We start from the raw sequence: 20427 nt of genomic DNA, 5'->3' as shown, positions 1-20427 counted from the left end.
ATTTTATTGTTTGCAAAGATAAAATTCTGCAGTAATATTAGTTATATTTTTTTTGAAAATTTTATTTTTTATAGAAAAGTTTTTATTTGTAAAATAAATAGTATTTATAAATAAAGATTTATTCTTTTGATTAAGAATATTAATTTGAATTTGTTATTAATGTTTTAATTTTTTGTATAAGAATGGTTGATAATTTAATGTGTAATCAAGAATTACTATATTATAAAGCAGAAGAGTATTTAGATAATATAAATTTTTTTAAATATAAAAATATTCATTTTATTGGTATCGGTGGAATTGGTATGTCTGGAATTGCTAAGATTCTTTGTGAAAAAGGATATAATATTACTGGATCTGATCTCGAAGATAATCATATTATAAATTCTTTAAGATTATTAGGAATTAAAATTAGTATAGGTCATAAAGCAATTAATGTATTGAAAAGCGACTTAGTTGTTAAATCATCCGCTATTTCTATGGAAAATATTGAAATTAAATTTGCAATAAAATATGGAATTCCTATTATATCTAGAGGATTAATGCTTGCGAAATTATTATATTATCATTACAATATTATTGTATCTGGTTCTCATGGAAAAACTACCACTTCTGGTTTGATTATTAGTATATTTACTGAATGTAATATAGATATTAGTTTTGTAATTGGTGGTATATTAAATGTTTTGAACGTTAATGCAAAATTAGGTAAATCTAGATATTTTATTGCAGAAGCGGATGAAAGTGATGCATCTTTTTTATTTTTAAAACCAGATATAGCTGTTGTTACAAATATTGAGAAAGAGCATTTAGATAATTATTTTAATAATTTTAATAATTTAAGTAATACTTTTATAAATTTTATTAATAATGTTGTTCCAAGTTATGGTTTATCTATTATTTGTATAGATAATAAAGAAATTAAGAGGAAATTATTAAAAATAAATGGATATATAAGAACTTATGGATTTTCTAAAGATGCCGATTATAGAGCGTGTAATTGGGTTCAAATAGGATTGTTTAGTCATTTTACAGTGCATAGACCAAAACCTTTTTGTTCTTTAAGAGTAAAAATTATTTTACCAGGTAGGCATAATGTTTTGAATGTTTTGGCGTCTATTGCTGTTTCTACAGAGATTGGAATTAATGATAAGTATATTATTAATGGATTATTAAAATTTAAAGGAGTAAATAGACGTTTTCATATTCTTGGTAAGTGCCAATTTAAAAATGGAGAAGCACTTATAATTAGTGATTATGGTCATCATCCTAATGAGATTTTATCTACTATTAACGCAATACGTTCTGTTTGGCCTAATAAGAGATTAATTCATGTATTTCAACCTCATCGTTATAGTAGGTTAAAATTGTTATTTTCAGAATTTGTTAATGTTTTAGCTTTATCAGAGGAATTGTTTTTATTAAATGTATTTAGTTTAAATGAAAATTTTATTAATTGTGTAGATAGTAAAGATTTGTTAGATAATATAAGACAACGTTTTTTAAATTACAAAGTTACATTAATAAATAATGATGAAATATTTTTATATTTAAATTTATCTGTTAATGATGGAGATATTATTTTAATGCAAGGTGCTGGAAATATTCATTATTTAGCTTTAAATTTATTAAATTTACATAATTGATTGGTATGGTTCATACTTGTAATAATAATTTTCCATTTTATGGAAAATTATTTATTAATATAAATTTATCTCGGTTTACTACGTTTAAAATAGGTGGTATGGCTAACAGATTATATAAGCCAATTAATATTTATGATTTAATTGTTTTTTTTAAAAATTTATCTTTAGATGAACCGTTATTGTGGATAGGATCTGGAAGTAATATTCTTATTCATGATGATGGTTTTTTAGGAACGGTTATTGTTACAAAAAAATGTTTGAATAATATTTTTTTATTAGATGATAAATGTGTATATGTTGAAGCCGGAGTTTCTTGTACGAAATTAGTTTCGTTTTGTGTAAAGCAGAATTTTTCTGGTATAGAATTTTTATCTGGTATACCTGGTACAATAGGTGGAGCATTAAATATGAATGCTGGATGTTTTAATCAGAATATATGGTCTTTTGTAGTATCTGTAGAAATTCTTAATCGTTGTGGTGTACGTTCTATTCGTTATCCGTCAGATTTTATAATTTCATATCGTTGTGTTACTGGATTAGATGTAGATGAATGGTTTGTTTCTGCAATTTTTAGTTTTTCAAAAGGAGAAAAAAAAAAATCAATTGATAAAATTAAAAGATTTTTATCTTATAAAAGGAAAGTTCAACCAATTAAAGAGTATAATTGTGGTTCTATATTTAAAAATCCTAGTAATGATATTTCTGCTGGTTATTTAATTGAATCATGTAATTTAAAAGGAAAAAAAATTGGTGGAGCAATGGTTTCAAATAAACATGCTAATTTTATTGTAAATTATAATGGCAATGCTTCATTTAAAGATGTTAAAAAATTGATAAATATTATTAAATATACTGTATGGAAGAAAAAAAATATTAAGTTAGAAACTGAAGTTCATATATTGGATAATAAATAAAATGAGTTCTTTAATTTTGAAAATTATTTTAATTTATGGAGGAAAGTCTGTAGAACATGAAGTTTCTTTATCTTCTGCTGCTTCAGTGCTGTCAAATTTAAATAGAGAAAAGTATGAAATTATACCTATTGCCATAGATAAAACAGGATGTTTTTTTATCAATGATTATAATGAGTTGTTAAAATTTAAAGATAAACTTCCAGTTAAGACATTTAAATCAAAAATTTTATCTAGTTTTATGAAAAATGGAAATTTATTTATTGATGCAGATGTGGTTTTTCCTATTATACATGGTTCATTTTATGAAAATGGTTCATTACAAGGTTTATTGGAGTTGTCTGAAGTGGCTTATGTTGGTAATAATGTTAAATCTTCATCGATTAGTATGGATAAAGATTTAGCAAAACGCATTGTATGTGATAATACAATAAAATGTGCTCGTTATAGGGTTATTTCTTTTCGTACAAGTTTTAAAGAACGAATTGTATTCTATAAAAAGTTAATTAGTGAATTAAATTTTCCTTTATTTGTTAAACCATGTTCTTTGGGATCTAGTATAGGTGTTGCAAAAGTAGAAAGTTTTGATCAATTGGTTTTTGCTGTTAATAGCGCATTTAATTATGATGAAAATGTAATAATAGAGGAGTGTATTTTGGGGAGAGAAATAGAGATTGCTGTTTTAGAAAACAGATTTTCTATTAATCCAATTGTAAGTGTACCTGGAGAAATTCATATTAATCATCCTGATAATTTCTATTCTTATTCTGCAAAGTATTTAGATACTGATTTTATTGAATTGTGTATTCCTGCTAATTTGAATTATAAATTAATAAAAAAAGTACAATATTTTGCTAAAGAGATTTTTATTCGTTTAAAATGTAATGGAATGGCTCGTATTGATTTTTTTGTAACAGATGAAAATGAAGAAATTTATTTTAATGAAATTAATACTATACCTGGATTTACAAAAGTTAGTATGTATCCAAAAATGTGGGAAATGAGTGGTTTATGTTATACAAAGTTACTTGATGAATTAATTGAACTTGCAATTATTAAGAAAAATAATTCTGATAGATTGATTAGAAGTTAAAATTTTATTTATTTATTAAATGTATTTAATTTTATTAGTAAACATAAGATTTTATATAAGGTATAAATATTATTTTTTTTTAAAGATATTTTAGTATTTTTTAGTTTTAAATTAAGTTATGATTAATAAGGAATAATATTTAGTAATAAAATATTTTGTTTTTTTAAATAATTATTAAATTTTGTATTTGTTAAATATTTTTAAATTTAATTTATAAAAGGTATTATCATTATTTTTTAATTTAAAGGAGGGGAAATTGTTTGAATTAATGGAAACAAAAAAAGATAATATAATTATTAAAGTTATAGGCGTTGGTGGTGGTGGTGGAAATGCTATAAATTATATGATTAGTAAAAATTTTAGTAAAAATAATATTGAATTTATTTATGCTAATACAGATAAACAAGCTTTAAAAAATTCTAATGTAAAAATTCAAATTCAATTAGGAGAAACTTTATCAAATGGATTTGGTGCTGGATCAAACCCTAATGTTGGTCGAGAATCAGCAAATGAAAGTAAAGATAAAATTAAAGAAATTTTATTTGGTTCAGATATGGTATTTATTACTGCTGGAATGGGTGGAGGAACTGGAACTGGTGCATCTCCTGTATTTGCTCAAATTTCTAAGGAGTTGGGAATTTTGACTGTTGCTGTTGTTACTAAGCCGTTTTTATTTGAAGGAAAGCAAAGATCGTTAATTGCTGAAGATGGAATTTATCAATTAAGTAAGTATGTTGATTCATTGATTGTTATACCAAACAGTAGATTAATTACGGTTCTTGGAAAAAAAATTACTTTAATTAATGCCTTTAAAGTTATTAATGATATTTTGTTTAGAGCAGTAAAAGGTATTTCTGATTTAATTATTAAACCTGGATTGATTAATGTTGATTTCGCTGATATTCGTACTGTTATGTCTAAAAATGGTATAGCAATGATAGGCACAGGAAGTGCTTTTGGAGATGATAGGGCTTGTAGAGCAGCAGAATCAGCTATTTCTTCTCCATTTCTTGAAGGTACAAATTTTTCAGGGGCTCGTGGAATATTGGTAAATATTACTTCCAATGAAAGTATATCTATTGGTGAGTTTCAAGAGGTTGGTGATATAGTAAGAGAATTTGTTCTTGATGATGCAACTATGATAATTGGTTCTGTTATTGACGAAGCAGTAAAGGAAGAGATTATAGTGACGGTTATTATCACTGGTCTTAATAATTATTTTTATATGGATAAATATCAACATAATAATATGTTATTTAATTTTTCAAGAAAAAACTTTATTGGTTTATCTCGGAACAATAGTAGTGTTTTTGAGTTTTGTAAGTTAGATAATACTTTATCGTCTAAGTTTAGAAAGAATAATTTACGTGAAGTAACAAAATTGAACGGAGATTTAATTTCCAATGAAAGAGATTCTTTAGATATTCCAAATTTTTTAAGAAAAAAAGACGAGAAATCAGAATGATTAAAATGTTATATAAAATTTGTAAAGATATTTATAACTATATAGGATTATTTTTTTGTGGGATAAAATATTTTTATCTATGTTTGATTATTCGTATGAAAAATATAATATGTATTTAAGAAAGTTTTTTTGAATATTTATTGTTAATAGTAGTGGTGTTTTAAGTGTTAAATATTTTATTTAATTATTATTAAAGGAAATTATTATATTTTTGAATATTTTTAGAAAGTAAAATAAACTATTTTTAGCTTTATATTTTAAGATGTAGATATTAATAATTTTATATAATGGAGATAGTATTATTATATGGCTGTTAGAGATATAATGTATTGTGTTAAAAATGATGAACAGTTAAGAAGAGTTTCTAAGCCAGTTTTGAATTTTAATGATTCTTTACAAATTTTGATTGAAGATATGTTTGAGACTATGTATAAGTTTAATGGAATTGGTTTATCTGCTCCTCAAGTTGGAAAAAATATTAGATTATTTGTTGTAGATATTTTTAAAAAAAAAGGTGATCAGTTTGTATTAATTAATCCTGAGATTATCAAATCTAAAGGTATAACAGATTCTTATGAAGGTTGTTTGTCCATTCCTGGAGTTCATGCATGGATTGTTAGATCAAAAGAGATAACTGTTCGTGCATTAGATCGATTTGGTGTTTATTTTGAAAAAAGTGTTAATGGTTTATTAGCAGAATGTTTTCAACATGAAATTGATCATTTAGATGGAAAATTATTTATAGATTTTCTTTCTCCATTAAAACAATTTCTTGTGAGAAAGAAAATAAAAAATATACTAAAAAATAGTAAAAAATATTTGTGATAGTATAATTTTTTAATTATAAGGATTGTTTTTTTGAAAGTTATATTTGCTGCCACTGGTAATTTTGCTTTACCTTGTATAAGGCTTATACATAAATCGGATTTTTTTAAAATAGTTGGAATATATACTCAACCAGATAGTCATTCGGGAAGGGGTAGAAAATTAAGAATGTCTGATATTAAGAAATGGGCTTTGGAGTATCAATATCCTATATATCAACCAAAAAATTTTAAGGATCATTTAGTTATTAATGAAATGAGAAATTTAAATTCTGATGTGCTGATTGTATCAGCATATGGTAATATTCTACCTTTAGAAGTTTTAAATATACCAAGGTTTGGTTGTATTAATATTCATCCCTCTTTGTTACCTAGGTGGAGGGGTGCATCTCCTGTGGAATATGCTTTATTATATGGAGATAAAAAATCTGGTGTTACATTCATAAAAATGGATTTAGGAATAGATACTGGTGATATTTTATATAGAAAATGTTGTCCGATCTTTTTAGAAGATACTGCTTATTCTTTAGGGATTCGTTTATCTAAATTAGCAGAATCTATGTTATTAGATGTTCTTAATCTTATAATAAAAAAGAAAATAGTTACAAAAAAACAGCGTGAATGTTATGCGACTTATTCTAAGAAAATAAAAAAAATTGATGCAATAATTGATTGGAATAAATCGGCTTTAGAGATTAGAAATAAGATTAGGGCGTTAAATCCAAAACCTGTAGCACATACTCATGCTGTATTATATAACAATAAGTTTAATATAGATTATAAATTATTAATAAAGATTTATTGTGCAGATATAAATAGTAATTTAATGTCAATATATGGTAAAAAACCAGGAACTATTATTGCAATAAATAAAAGTTGGATAGAAGTTTGTACAGGTTTTGGTAGTTTATTAATAAAAGAATTACAATTTCCTGGATCTAAAGTGATGAAAGTAAATAGTTGGTTGAATTCTAATCGTTTTAAACTTTATGAGGGTTTGCTTTTGGAATGAATAATTTTAGATTAGAGTCATATTTAGTTTTGTTAAAAGTCTTAAAAAATAAGTTGACACTTAATTTTTTAATTAAAAACAGAAATATTTCTTCTTTATCTAAAGAAATTTGCTTTGGTGTATGTAGGCAGTATTATAGATTGAATGTTTTAATTAATTTTTTTTTAAGGAAACGTATTAGATTTATAGAGATTTTAATTGTATTGTTAATTGGTATATATCAATTACGATATATGAAGAAAGCATCTAATTATATTGTGATAAAAGAAAGTTTGTTGCTACTAGATTTAATAAATAAATCATGGGCAAAAAGCTTGGTAAATGCTATATTAAATCAATATTGTACTTATGTAGATAAATTATATTTAGAAAATAATAATGATTTTATTTTTAATCATCCAAACTGGTATATACAAGAAATACAAAAAGATTGGCCATTAAATTGGATTCAGATTTTGAAAGCAAATGATTGTCATCCTCCAATGAGTTTGCGTGTTAATAAAATGTTTATTAATAGGGAAAAGTATTTGTATTTTTTAAGAAAAAAAAATATAAGCGGCTTTCCTCATATGTATTCCTCTGTTGGTATTACTTTAGGTACAGCTTGTAGCATTAAGGATTTACCTTATTTTCGAGAAGGATATGTTTCGGTGCAAGATGAATCTGCACAAATGGCTGTTTCTTTGCTATCTTTGAAACCAGGTTTAAGAGTACTTGATGCTTGTTGTGCTCCTGGTGGTAAACTTAGTCATATTTTAGAAACTGAATCAGAATTATTAAATTGTGTAGCAGTTGATTGTAGTCATAATGGTTTAAATAAAGTTAAAGAAAATTTATTACGTTTGCAATTAAAAGCTACTGTAATAAAAGCAAATGTATTAAATTTAAAAAATTGGTGGGATGGAAAGTATTTTGACCGTATTCTTTTGGATGTTCCGTGCTCTTCTACAGGTGTTATTCGTAGATGTCCTGATGTCAAAATATTACGTACAAAGAAGGAAGTATTATTTATGAGTTCTTTACAAAAACGTTTTTTAAAAACTTTATGGTCTTTGCTTAGTTTTAATGGAATATTGGTGTATGTTACCTGTTCGATATTAAAAAAAGAAAATGAAGAAGTAATTAAAGATTTTTTAAAGAATAATAATAATTGTGTAATTTGCAAAAAAAATATTTCTTGGGGAATAGATACTGGATATGGTTGGCAAATTTTACCTGGGATTAATAATCAGGATGGATTTTTTTATAGTGTTTTAAAGAAAAAGAATAATTAAATATTTTTATTATTAAAAAAAATTTTTATTAGCAATAAAAATTGTATCAGATATTATTTTTTATCTATGTTTAGATAAAGTAATGTTTATGTTATAATTGGTATTATTTTTTATTTTGTTCTACAAACATATTCTTTTGTTCTTGTATCAATTTTTATAAAATCTCCTTTTTGTATAAAATTAGGTACGCGTATTTTTAATCCTGTTTCTAATATTGCTATTTTATTTCCATTTTTTGATATTTGATTCTTAAAATTTGGATTAGTTTCTGTTACGAAAAAATTTATAAAGTTAGGAGCGACGATATGTATAGGATTTTTATTCCATAATGTTAAAGTATATATTTCCTCTTCTTTAAGCCAAATTTCTATATTAGATATGTCGTTTTTTTTTAGCTCATATTGCTCAAAGTTATTAATGTTTATAAAATTCCATGCATGTAAATGTTGATATAGATATTGTACATTAACTTCAATAATATTAGCTACTGGTAATTTTTCTCCAGCTTTATATGTACGTTCGATAATTTGATTATTTTTTAAATTTCGAATTTTTATACGTACGAATGCTTGTCCTTTTCCTGGTTTTATAAAATGACTTTCAATGACAATATATGGATTGTTGTCAACAATGATTTTTGTACCAATTTTAAATTTATTGGTATGATAGTTAATCATTAGATTTAATTTTTAAATATTATTTGTTAATATAAGTATTTTTAAAAAATTAGATATTATAGGATAACTTGATTTTGGAGAGATGGCAAAAAGTTTTATCAAAAAGTTTTTTTAAAGTACAAGAATTATTAAAATTTTTATCACTTCCTGTTGATATTGGAAATTTGGAAGCAGAAAAAAAATTTAAGACTAGAGTTCCTTTAAGTTTTGCATTGCGTATAAAAAAACGTAGTTTTAAAGATCCTATTTTACTTCAAGTTTTAGCTGTAAAAAAAGAATTGAAAGAAAAACTAAATTATGTTAAGGATCCTTTAAAGGAAATAAATATTAATGTTAAAAAAGGTCTTTTACATAAGTATTATGGACGTGTTTTGTTAATTTTGACTGGTTCTTGTGCAGTTAATTGTCGTTATTGTTTTAGAAAGTATTTTCCTTATAGAAATAATACGTTGCAAACTCGTAAATGGGATTCTGTATTGGATTACATAAATAGAAATCGTTCTATTAATGAAGTTATATTAAGTGGTGGAGATCCATTACTAGTATCAAACAAGGTATTATTTAATTTATTTGATAAATTAAACAATATTGATCATTTAAAAATTATTAGAATTCATACTAGGATTCCTGTGGTTTTTCCGGAACGTATTGATAAGAGTTTTTTAGAGATATTATATAAGATTCGTTTGCAGAAAGTTATTGTTTTACATATTAATCATCCGCAAGAATTGAATAATTCAATTTTGAATGTATGTGTATATTTAAGGAGTGTAGGTTGTTATTTATATAATCAATCAGTTTTATTAAAAAATATTAATAATGATGTTAATATTTTAGTGAAATTAAGTTATTGTTTATTTTCTTTTGGAATTTTACCGTATTATTTACATCTATTGGATAAGGTTAAAGGAATATCACATTTTGATATACCTATAGATGAAGCAAAGTTTATATATAGAGAATTACAAAAAAAGTTACCTGGATATCTTGTTCCTAAATTGGTTTATGAAAACCCTGAATGTTTAAATAAAGTATTAATTTCATAAATTTTACATATAAGTTATTGTTTTTTTTGTGTTGTTTTTTATAACTTGATAAGTTATTTTAGTTTTATGAATTAAGATATTGATTATAAGGATAATAAAATGTGTTTTATAGATAATAAAGATAATAAGATGTGTTTTTTTATATAATTTTTTTTAATAATTGTAATTAGTGATTTTATATATATAAAGAATGTTATAATGGGTTGTAATATTAAATTTAGTATTTTATGTTAAAAATTTTAAAAGGAATTAGAATAAGTAACATTGAACGTTAAAAATTAATTATTTTATTTATAGTATATATATTAAAATATATTGATTTATTTTAAATGAATAAATTTATTTTGGGTTTATAAATTTTAATAATTTAGTTAGATATTTATTGTTTAAGATCGAAGATAAATTTTATATAAGAGATAGTGAGTTTTCTTTTTATTTTATTATTTTAAAGTGATGAATATTTAATATTTTTAGTGGTGTATTATTAATATATATAAATTAGTATTTATTCTTATTTTTGAATTAATAATTTTTTATTAAATTTATCTTTTCAAAGGTTTTTTCAATAAAGATTTATTCTATAATTAACAAAATTTGAAATATAATGTTTATATATTTAAAAAAAAAATTTTTTATTTTTAATAAAATAAATTTTATGATTAGTATGATTGCGGTTATTGATGAAAAAGGAGGTTTAGGAATAAATAATAATTTATTATGTCATTTACCTGATGATCTTAAAATTTTTAAACAAATTACAATGGGATTACCTGTGATAATGGGAAGAAATACATTTATTTCAATAGGAAAAAAACCATTAGTAGGAAGATTAAATTTAGTTTTAACTAATAAAAATTTTAATTTTTATAAAAGTAAGTATCAAAAAAGTAATGTTAAAGTTTTAAATTCTTTAGAGGATACATTAAATGTAGTAAAATCTTATAAAGAATCTGTAGTTATTGGTGGAGCTATAGTATATAAAAATTTTTTTCCATTTGTTTCAAAAATTTATTTAACTATTATACATAATGTTTTTAAAGCTGATGTTTATTTTCCTAAATTTGATATAAATAATTGGAAGATTAATAATAAAATATTAAAATTAAAAGATGATTTTAATCCATTTGATTTTACTTTTTATTGTTATGTAAAAAGATAAATTTGATTATGCATTGAAATATGAAATTTATACAAATAATATTTATAAAATAAATTGTATTTAAAAAATATTTTAGATATGTTATTAGTAGTAATATATTTTTATATAAAAGCTTTAAACTAATTATTATATGAAATTTATTTTTTAATAATATTTTTTTATATATATGGGTCTGTAGCTCATTTTGGTAGAGCACACCCCTGATAAGGGTGAGGTAAGTGGTTCAAATCCACTCAGACCCAGAATAATTTTTGTGTTAGTATTATTATTTAAATATATATTTATACTTTTATAAAGTATTAATAGTGTTTTTATTAATTAAGGTTTTAAAAGTTTAATATTTTTTAGTTAACTTAAATTTATAAAAGAAACGAAATTTAGCTTTTTTTGTAAAAATTTATAAATAATTGATAAAAATAGTGGTGTTTAGAGTAAAATTTTATGCTATAATCAGTAGAATTGTTTTTTATATTTTTGTTGTGCTGATATAGCTTAATTGGTAGAGCAACTGATTTGTAATCAGTAGGTTCCAGGTTCAATTCCTGGTGTCAGCATGTAACTTTAGTTCATTTATTATTTTTTTTCAATGCGTTATTTATATTGATTTTGATAAATAGAAATTTTTTTATTTATATTATTGTGTGATTTTTAATTATTTTATGTATTCTGGAGGGGTTCCCGAGTGGTTAAAGGGATCAGACTGTAAATCTGACGACTCAATGTCTTCGAAGGTTCGAATCCTTCCCCCTCCATGTTTTGCTTTGTATAATTTGGATCTATATAGAATTAAAATAAAATATATTATTTAAAGTTTTATATTATAAAGAATATTTTGCGGGCGTAATTCAATGGTAGAATCTTAGCCTTCCAAGCTAATAATGTGGGTTCGATTCCCATCGCCCGCTTTTTTATTTATTACTTTATTTTATTTTATTTTTATTAAAAATAGTAGTTTACATAATGCCCACATAGCTTAGTGGTAGAGCGCTTCCTTGGTATGGAAGAGGTCGTTGGTTCGATTCCAGTTGTGGGCATGTATTTTATTATTTTAAAATATTTAGTATATGTTTTAATTAAAATTAAATTTTGCTTTTATATTTTGATTTAATATGTTTACGAAATGTTAAAATTTAAATAATTTTAATTATTTGTATACATATAAGGTATGCAAATGTTTTATGTTAATAATTAATATAATAAAAGAGATTATGTATATATAAAATCGTATTATGAGTTAACACAAATTTTGTTTTTTAGATGTTTTATTGTTTAAATTTGTATTTTTTAAAATTTTAGAATGAATAATTGAAAAATTATAAGTATAATTTTATTATGTTATAATATGGATGTATTGCTTATTTTTATACTATAAAAGTTAGTTTTTTGACTATATAATTATTTTTTTTGATATATAATTAGTAATATATTAAGAATTTAATTTTATTATTTAGATAATATAAAAATATTAATAATGTGGATGTGTGTTATTAGTTTTGGTTTTTATAGGTAGAAATATTAAATATTTTTTTGATGGAGAATTTTAAATATTAATAGGTCAGTAGCTCAAATAGGAAGAGTAACGGTCTCCAAAACCGTGGGTTGTGGGTTCGATTCCCTCCTGACCTGTATTTAGTAATTTGAGAGTATAGTGAAATATTTGAATACATTATTTAAAAGAAATATAAGAGTTTTGTTGTGGGTTGTTTGTTTTATAGTGAATATAATGTTTTTTTATGTTGCTTGTGTAAATTATGTATATTATGCTAAATTGATAATAGGTTTTTTAAGTTTGTTTTATACTATTTTTGTATTTATATCTTCTGTTCAGGGAAGATTAATTTTAAAGTTTGTTAAGGAGGCAAAGATTGAATTATATAAAGTTGTATGGCCAAATAGATCAGAGACGTCTAAACTAGTGTTAGTTGTTATTGTTATTATTTTTTTTGCTTCTTTATTTTTTTGGTTTATAGATTCTATAATTATTTGGTTAGTTTCTAAATTAATATATTTGGGTTGATAAAATATAGTGGAAAACAATGAAAATCTTAAAAAATGGTATGTAGTGCATGTATATTCTGGATTTGAAAGGTTGGTAATGAAAGAGATAAAATCTAAGATAAAACAATTTTGTTTGGAGGATAAAATAAGCAATGTTGTAGTTCCTTCAGAGGAAGTTGTTGAGATGAGATTTGGGAAAAAAAGAAGAAGTACACGTAAATTTTTCCCTGGATATGTATTGGTTTGTATGATTATGGAAGATAAAACTAGAAATGTTATTCGTGAAATTCCTAGAGTTTTAGGTTTTATTGGAGGAACAAGAAATTCTAGCATGGGAATAGAAAAATGGCCTACTCCAATTTCTGACAAAGAAGTTGAGGTAGTTTTACAACGTATAGAGGATGGAGTTAGTAAGCCTAGACCAAAAATTTTGTTTGAATCTGGTGAGCTTGTTCGTATAAAGGATGGTCCTTTTATTGATTTTAATGGGGTAGTGGAAGAAGTTAATTATGAAAAGAGTCGTTTAAGGGTTGCTGTTTTAATATTTGGAAGATCTACACCTGTAGATTTAGAATTTAGTCAAGTTGAAAAGACTTAAAATTTTTAGTTTTATTTAATATAAATTTATTTTTTTTGATAAAAGTATTATACTACTTGATTAATAGAACTTAAAGAGATTTATTTTTTATATAATTAATGTTAAAAATAGTATTTTTATTGTTTTTTTGTTAATTTATTACGTTTTTAGTTAAAATATTGTATTTTTAGTTTTAATTTGTAGTTAAAAGGAAAATATTATAATGTCTAAAAATATTGAATCAGTAGTTAAGCTGCAAATACCTGCTGGAAAAGCAACACCTGCACCACCTGTTGGTCCTGCTTTAGGTCAGCATAGGGTTAATATTATTGAGTTTTGTAAGCAATTTAATGAATCTACTAAAAGTGTGAAATTAGGATTAATTGTTCCCGTTGTAATTAAGATTTATTCTGATCGTAGTTTTGATTATGTTATAAAATCTCCTCCTGTTTCAGTTCTTATTAAAGAAGAATTAGGTATAGATAAAGGTTCTAATGCATCCAATAGTAAGAAAGTTGGAAGTTTGAGTTATGTTCAACTTAAAAAGATAGCTTCTATAAAAGCAAGTGATTTGACAGCATCTAATTTGGAATCTGCTATTAATTGTATAAAAGGAACAGCAAAAAGTATGGGAATAGATGTAGATAAAAATTTGAATTGAATAAGGAAGATTTATAAAGTTTATTATGGCAAAAATAAGTAAAAAAAGAAAAGATATTAATAAATTGATTAGCTATAATTCTACCTATAAGATAGATGATGCTATTAAGTTTCTTAAAAGATTTTCAAGTAAAAAATTTGAAGAGAGTGTGGATTTATCTATTAATTTAAATATAGATGCTAAAAATTCTGAGCATTTTATTAAATCATCGATATGTGTGCCACATGGTTTAGGGAAAGTATTTCGTGTTGCTGTTTTTGCTCAAGGAGATAAGTTAATTGAAGCTAAAAATTCGGGTGCTGATGCATTTGGATTTGAAGATTTATTTAAAGAAATAAGAGATGGAAATTTAGATTTTGATATTGTTATTTCTACTCCGGATTCAATGAGTTTAGTTAAAAAACTAGGTAAGATATTAGGGCCAAAAGGATTGATGCCAAATATTAAAATGGGTACTATTACTAATGATGTAGGTAGAGCTGTGTTAAATGCAAAATCTGGACAAGTTCGTTATAAGGCTGATAAATATGGTATCATTCATTGTAAAATTGGAAAGATTACTTTTTCTTACGAAGAGTTATTAGAAAACATTAATGCATTAATATTTGATTTAAAGAAAAATAAGCCTTTATCAGTAAGAGGTAATTTTTTTAAAAAAATATTTTTATCAACTACTATGGGTCCTGGTTTATCTATTGATATTAGTACGTTAATTAAATAAATATTTAATATTGAAAAATGTAAATTATTTTTTTAAGAGTTTGGTTAATATCAAATTAGAAGTATTTTAAATTTTGAGGATTGTAATTTATGTTATTAACTTTAGATAAAAAGAAAGATATAGTTAAAGAGATTGTTAAAATTTTTTCCAAGGTTTTTTCAATTGCTTTAATAGATTTTTATGGATTAAACTCAAATCAAATGAATGAATTACGATATAAAGCTCGCAATTTTGGAGTTTACGTACGTGTAATTCGTAATACTTTGTTGTATAGATCATTTAAAGAAATGAATTTAAGCCATTTAAATTTTAGTTTGGTGAATTCTACTTGTTTTATTTATTCAAAAACATCATATAGAGATGTAGCTAAATTATTAACAGAGTTAGTTGAAAAATTTGATAAAATTAAAATTAAATTATTTATGGTAAATGGGTTAGTTTATAGTTGTGAAAAATTAAATTTTTTTGCAAATCTTCCTAGTTTTAAAGAAGCAATTATTAATTTTTTGTATTTGATAAAAGCTCCTATTAATAGGATTTTAAAGATATTTTATTTAATCTTATTAAGATTGTTTAAGATTTTATATTTGGTTAAAGATATTAAAGAAAATAGTATTTTAGTTATATAAAAAATTAGTATTTTTAGTTAATTATTAATAATTTTGTGTTTATGTTTGTTTTTTAGTAAGGAGAATTAAAAATGACAATATCAAAAGATGAGGTTCTTGAAGCAATATCTAATATGTCTGTAATGGATGTTATGGATTTAATTCATGCTATGGAAAAGAAATTTGATATTTCTTCTTCATCTGTAGTTTCTGTATCAGATAAATTAAAAGAAGAAAAAAAAACTGAAGTTGTGGAAGAAAAAACTATGTTTGATGTTGTTATGACTAGTTTTGGATCTAATAAAATTTCTGTTATTAAAGTTATTAGGGAAATTACAGGTCTTGGCTTAAGAGAAGCTAAAGATTTAGTAGAAAAAGTTCCTTCTATAGTAAAGAATAATTTATCTAACAATGAATCTTTAGATATTAAAAAAAAATTGGAGGATGTTGGAGCTTCTGTAGAAATAAAATAATGTTATTTGTATGAATGGTTTTTTTATTTGGTTTATATTTGAATATTTTGTGTTTGTGTATTTTTAAGAGGGTATTTCTATATGATGAAATCCAAAAATTTTAGTTTTTTGTTTTCAAAAGAAGAAAATAAAATTAAATATTCTTATGCTGAGAAGAAAAGATTTAGAAAGAGTTTTGCAAAGCAGTTTGATATGTTGGATATTCCTCATCTTCTTGATATTCAGATAAAATCTTATAAAGATTTTTTACAAATTGATAAACCTATTGATAAACTAAAAAATACAGGTTTACATGCTGCTTTTTTATCGGTGTTTCCAATTGATAGTTATTCTGGGAATATAAGATTAGAATATATTAGTTATAAATTAGGTGAACCTAATTTTAATGTTTATGAATGTAAATCTCGCGGATTAACGTATTCTTCATCTTTAAGAGCACGGATAAGATTGATTGTATTTGATAAAGATGTTTCTGATAATAATAGTAGAAGTATTAAAGATATAAGAGAACAGGATGTTTTTATGGGAGATATACCATTGATGACAGATGTTGGTACGTTTGTAATTAATGGTACAGAAAGAGTAGTTGTGTCTCAACTTCATAGATCTCCTGGAGTTATTTTTGAACATGATAAAGGAAAGACTCATTCTTCAGGAAAAATATTATATTCCGCTCGTATTATTCCTTATCGTGGTTCTTGGTTAGATTTTGAATTTGATCCTAAAGATTGTCTTTTTGTTAGAATTGATAGAAGAAGAAAATTTCCTGTTACGATTTTATTAAAAGCATTAGGTTATAGTAGTAAAGATATATTAAAAGAGTTTTTTAAATTTATTATTTGTGAATATAAAAATGATGTATTTTATATACATTTGATGCCTAAATGGTTAAAGGGGGAAATTGCATTTTTTGATATTACAGTTCCTGGAACTGAAAATATTATTGTAAAGAGTGGTCGTCGTATTACAGCTAATCATGTTAAAATCATGGAAGAGAATAATATTCAATATTTAATAGTTCCTAAAGAGTATTTATTGGGAAAGATTTTGGCTGATGTTATCGTTAATGTCTTTAAAAAAGATGAAATATTAGCTATGCCTAATGATGAGATAACTATAGATTTATTAGATAAAATTATAGAATATAATATATGTAGTTTTAGCATATTGTATGTAAATGATTTAGATCATGGACCATATATTTCTGATACATTAAAAATTGATACGACTTATAGTCAGTCTGAAGCATTAGTTGAAATTTATCGTATGATGAGACCTGGAGAACCTCCAACAAAAGAGGCTGCTGAATCTTTATTTAAAAATCTTTTTTTCGTTGAAGATAGATATGATTTATCTTTAGTTGGTCGCATGAAATTTAATCGACGCTTAGGGAAAAAAAGTAATTTAGGGTTAAATACTTTAACTAAAGAAGATATTTTATTGGTTATTAAAACTCTTATAGATATTAGAAATGGAATTGGTATGGTTGATGATATTGATCATTTAGGAAATCGTAGGGTAAGAAGTGTTGGAGAAATGACTGAAAATCAGTTTCGTATAGGATTGATAAGAGTAGAAAGATCAATTCGAGAACGTTTAGGTTTGATAGATATTGATAATGTTATGCCTCAAGATTTAATTAATGCTAAACCAATATCTGCTGCAATCAAAGAATTTTATGGTTCTAGTCAATTATCTCAATTTATGGATCAAGTTAATCCATTATCTGGAATAACACACAAGCGTCGTGTTTCTGCTTTGGGCCCAGGAGGTTTAACTAGAGAAAGAGCTGGATTTGAAGTAAGAGATGTTCATACAACTCATTATGGTAGAGTTTGTCCAATTGAAACACCGGAGGGTCCGAATATTGGACTAATTAATTCTTTATCAGTGTATGCTAGAATTAATGATTATGGATTTATTGAAACTCCTTGTAGAAAAATTATTAATGGTTATGTAACTAATAGAATTGAGTATTTATCGGCAATTGAAGAAGTTGATCAATACATTGCTCAGTCCAATATAGAAATTAATAAAGATGGTTATATAATTTCAGATTTGGTTCCTTGTAGACATAAAAATGAATTTTTGTTAACTCATAGAGATAAGATAAATTATATGGATGTATCTCCAAAACAAATTGTGTCTGTAGCAGCTTCTCTTATTCCTTTTTTAGAGCATGATGATGCGAATAGAGCTTTGATGGGTTCTAATATGCAAAGACAGGCTGTTCCTACAATACAATCAGAAAAACCTTTAATAGGTACAGGAATGGAAAGAATAGTTGCTTCTGATTCTGGGGTTTCTGTAGTTGCAATAAGAAGTGGAATAGTTGATTTAGTTGATTCTTCTCGTATTGTTATTAGAGTAGATGATAGTGAAATTCCTTCAGAAGATTCCGGTGTGGATATTTATAATTTAATCAAATATTCTAGATCAAATCAAGATACTTGTATTAATCAAAGACCTATTGTTTTTAAAGGTGATTATGTTGAAAAAGGAGATATAATAGCAGATGGTCCTTGCACTGACATGGGTGAGCTTGCTTTAGGTCAAAATTTATTAGTAGCTTTTATGCCTTGGAATGGATATAACTTTGAGGATTCTATATTAATTTCTGAGCGCATAGTTCATGAAGATAGATTTACTTCAATTCATATAGAAGAGTTGTCGTGTATTGCTCGTGATACGAAATTAGGAATAGAAGAAATCACTTCTGATATACCTAATATTGGTGATTTTGCATTATCTAGATTGGATGAATCTGGAATAGTTTATGTTGGAGCAGAAGTAAGTGCTGGTGATATATTAGTTGGAAAAGTTACACCAAAGGGAGAATCTCAAATTACTCCAGAAGAAAAATTATTAAGGGCAATTTTTGGTGAGAAAGCTTCTGATGTGAAAGACACATCTTTGAGGGTTCCATCTGGAATGAGTGGTACTGTTATTGATGTTCAAATTTTTACAAGAGATGGTATGCAAAAAGATTTGAGATCTAAAATTATTGAAGAAGAACAGTTGATGAAAATTAGAAAAAATTTAAATGATGAGAAAAGGATAAGAGAAGAAAATATATATAGTAGAATACATAATTTATTAATTAGTAATAAAATAATTTCTGCTCCTGGAATACAATCTGGTATTGAGATTGATTCAATTCATTTAAAGAGTATTAATAGAGAAGATTGGATTAATATTATAGTGGAAAGTTTAGAGGTTAATAAACAAATTAAAAATCTTTTTAAACAATTATCTCTTTTAGATAAAGAGATAGAAAATCGTTTTTGTAAAAGTAGAAAAAAAATTATTCAAGGAGATGATTTAGCTCCAGGAATATTAAAAATTGTTAAGGTTTATTTAGCGGTAAAGCGAAGAGTTCAACCTGGAGATAAAATGGCTGGAAGACATGGAAATAAAGGGGTTATATCAGTTGTTGTTCCGGTTGAGGACATGCCATATATGGAAGATGGTACTCCTGTAGATATTATTTTAAATCCATTAGGAGTTCCTTCCAGAATGAATATTGGACAAGTTTTAGAAACTCATCTTGGATTTGCTTCTAGATTTATTGGTAAAAAGATTTCTGATCTTATTGATAATGGTTGTTCATTGAATGTTTTAAGGGATTTTTTAAATCAAGTATATAATAAACATAATAGAAAACCTATTAATTTAGATGAGTTGGATGATGATCAGATATTGACTTTATCAAATAATTTAAGGAATGGATTACCCATGTCTACTCCTGTTTTTGATGGAGCTACTGAGGATGAAATTAAATATATGTTAAATTTAGCTGGTTTACCTTCTAGTGGAAAGGTAATTCTTTATGATGGAAGAACCGGTAGAGCTTTTGATAATCCAGTTACAGTTGGTTATATGTATATATTAAAATTAAATCATTTAGTTGATGATAAAATGCATGCTCGTTCTACTGGATCTTATAGTTTAGTTACGCAACAACCTTTAGGAGGTAAAGCTCAGTTTGGTGGGCAACGTTTTGGAGAAATGGAGGTATGGGCTTTGGAAGCATATGGAGCTGCATATTCTTTACAAGAGATGCTTACAGTAAAATCAGATGATGTTTATGGTAGAACTAGAATATATAAAAATATTGTTGATGGAAATCATTATATGGATCCTGGAACACCTGAGTCATTTAATGTGTTATTAAAAGAAATCAGAGCTCTAGGTATTGATATTGAATTATCAAATGATTGAGATCATTTTTAATTTTTTCTATGTATTTTAATTTTAATATTTAGGATTTTATGGTTTTTAAGGT

Annotated in this window: 17 protein-coding genes and 6 tRNA genes; 22 read left to right on the top strand and 1 reads right to left on the bottom strand. The window is 24.7% G+C overall.

Translation table 11 applies throughout. The features are described 5' to 3' along the window. Positions 1-182: 182 nt before the first annotated feature. The 7 genes from murC to rsmB all read left to right on the top strand — a co-directional run bounded on the left by murC (position 183) and on the right by rsmB (position 8222). Entirely contained in the window at positions 183-1643 is a 1461-nt protein-coding gene (gene murC, locus RQL38_RS00945) for a UDP-N-acetylmuramate--L-alanine ligase (protein ID WP_338521871.1), read from the top strand. 5 nt (positions 1644-1648) lie between these two features. Beyond that, positions 1649-2557: a UDP-N-acetylmuramate dehydrogenase gene (gene murB, locus RQL38_RS00940; RefSeq protein ID WP_338521869.1), complete on the top strand. Its 909-nt coding sequence runs from the start codon at positions 1649-1651 to the stop codon at positions 2555-2557. A 1-nt stretch (position 2558) separates the two neighbouring features. Beyond that, entirely contained in the window at positions 2559-3647 is a 1089-nt protein-coding gene (locus tag RQL38_RS00935; protein ID WP_338521867.1) for a D-alanine--D-alanine ligase family protein, read from the top strand. Between the two features lie 256 nt (positions 3648-3903). Next, complete coding sequence (gene ftsZ, locus RQL38_RS00930) at positions 3904-5112, top strand: cell division protein FtsZ (protein WP_338521865.1); 1209 nt, start codon at positions 3904-3906, stop codon at positions 5110-5112. Positions 5113-5418: 306 nt separating this feature from the next. After that, positions 5419-5937 carry a peptide deformylase gene (gene def / locus RQL38_RS00925; protein WP_338521863.1) on the top strand — a complete coding sequence of 173 codons (519 nt, stop codon included), beginning with the start codon at positions 5419-5421 and terminating at the stop codon, positions 5935-5937. A gap of 33 nt (positions 5938-5970) precedes the next feature. Then, the gene (fmt, locus tag RQL38_RS00920) at positions 5971-6948 is read left to right on the top strand and encodes a methionyl-tRNA formyltransferase (RefSeq protein WP_338521861.1); all 978 of its coding nucleotides are present in this window, start codon (positions 5971-5973) and stop codon (positions 6946-6948) included. Further along, positions 6945-8222 (top strand): 16S rRNA (cytosine(967)-C(5))-methyltransferase RsmB, encoded by a 1278-nt coding sequence (rsmB, locus tag RQL38_RS00915; RefSeq protein ID WP_338521859.1) that lies wholly within the window; start codon positions 6945-6947, stop codon positions 8220-8222. Before fmt ends, rsmB begins: the two co-directional genes overlap by 4 nt. Before the next feature lie 110 nt (positions 8223-8332). Here the strand turns inward: rsmB and efp are convergent, their stop codons facing one another. Then, entirely contained in the window at positions 8333-8899 is a 567-nt protein-coding gene (gene efp, locus RQL38_RS00910) for an elongation factor P (protein ID WP_338521857.1), read from the bottom strand. A gap of 68 nt (positions 8900-8967) precedes the next feature. On the opposite strand from efp, the gene epmB reads away from it, so the two are divergent. The 15 genes from epmB to rpoB all read left to right on the top strand — a co-directional run bounded on the left by epmB (position 8968) and on the right by rpoB (position 20363). Beyond that, a complete protein-coding gene (gene epmB / locus RQL38_RS00905; protein ID WP_338521855.1) occupies positions 8968-9945 on the top strand; it encodes an EF-P beta-lysylation protein EpmB in 978 nt (325 codons plus the stop codon). A gap of 664 nt (positions 9946-10609) precedes the next feature. After that, positions 10610-11104 (top strand): dihydrofolate reductase, encoded by a 495-nt coding sequence (locus tag RQL38_RS00900; RefSeq protein WP_338521854.1) that lies wholly within the window; start codon positions 10610-10612, stop codon positions 11102-11104. A 168-nt stretch (positions 11105-11272) separates the two neighbouring features. Beyond that, a tRNA-Ile gene (locus RQL38_RS00895) sits at positions 11273-11346 on the top strand. Between the two features lie 239 nt (positions 11347-11585). Next, positions 11586-11658 (top strand) — tRNA-Thr (locus RQL38_RS00890). Between the two features lie 114 nt (positions 11659-11772). Then, positions 11773-11856: transfer RNA gene (locus tag RQL38_RS00885), tRNA-Tyr, on the top strand. An 82-nt stretch (positions 11857-11938) separates the two neighbouring features. Then, a tRNA-Gly gene (locus RQL38_RS00880) sits at positions 11939-12009 on the top strand. Positions 12010-12066: 57 nt separating this feature from the next. After that, positions 12067-12138: transfer RNA gene (locus RQL38_RS00875), tRNA-Thr, on the top strand. 518 nt (positions 12139-12656) lie between these two features. After that, a tRNA-Trp gene (locus RQL38_RS00870) sits at positions 12657-12730 on the top strand. 22 nt (positions 12731-12752) lie between these two features. After that, complete coding sequence (gene secE, locus RQL38_RS00865) at positions 12753-13121, top strand: preprotein translocase subunit SecE (RefSeq protein ID WP_338521852.1); 369 nt, start codon at positions 12753-12755, stop codon at positions 13119-13121. Between the two features lie 6 nt (positions 13122-13127). Further along, complete coding sequence (gene nusG, locus RQL38_RS00860; RefSeq protein WP_338521983.1) at positions 13128-13700, top strand: transcription termination/antitermination protein NusG; 573 nt, start codon at positions 13128-13130, stop codon at positions 13698-13700. A gap of 202 nt (positions 13701-13902) precedes the next feature. Beyond that, positions 13903-14340 carry a 50S ribosomal protein L11 gene (gene rplK / locus RQL38_RS00855; RefSeq protein ID WP_338521850.1) on the top strand — a complete coding sequence of 146 codons (438 nt, stop codon included), beginning with the start codon at positions 13903-13905 and terminating at the stop codon, positions 14338-14340. A 25-nt stretch (positions 14341-14365) separates the two neighbouring features. Beyond that, the gene (gene rplA / locus RQL38_RS00850; RefSeq protein ID WP_338521848.1) at positions 14366-15061 is read left to right on the top strand and encodes a 50S ribosomal protein L1; all 696 of its coding nucleotides are present in this window, start codon (positions 14366-14368) and stop codon (positions 15059-15061) included. Between the two features lie 89 nt (positions 15062-15150). Then, positions 15151-15690, top strand: coding sequence for a 50S ribosomal protein L10 (gene rplJ, locus RQL38_RS00845; protein WP_338521846.1), 540 nt, complete (start codon positions 15151-15153; stop codon positions 15688-15690). Between the two features lie 71 nt (positions 15691-15761). Beyond that, a complete protein-coding gene (gene rplL, locus RQL38_RS00840) occupies positions 15762-16142 on the top strand; it encodes a 50S ribosomal protein L7/L12 (RefSeq protein ID WP_338521844.1) in 381 nt (126 codons plus the stop codon). A gap of 132 nt (positions 16143-16274) precedes the next feature. Next, positions 16275-20363, top strand: coding sequence for a DNA-directed RNA polymerase subunit beta (rpoB, locus tag RQL38_RS00835; RefSeq protein WP_338521981.1), 4089 nt, complete (start codon positions 16275-16277; stop codon positions 20361-20363). Positions 20364-20427 lie beyond the last annotated feature (64 nt).

Source organism: Candidatus Legionella polyplacis, from assembly GCF_037013735.1.
GTDB classification, from domain to species: domain Bacteria; phylum Pseudomonadota; class Gammaproteobacteria; order Legionellales; family Legionellaceae; genus Legionella_E; species Legionella_E polyplacis_A.
Note: the sequence above shows the minus strand (reverse complement) of the source record. Positions and strands in the feature narration are given on the sequence as shown.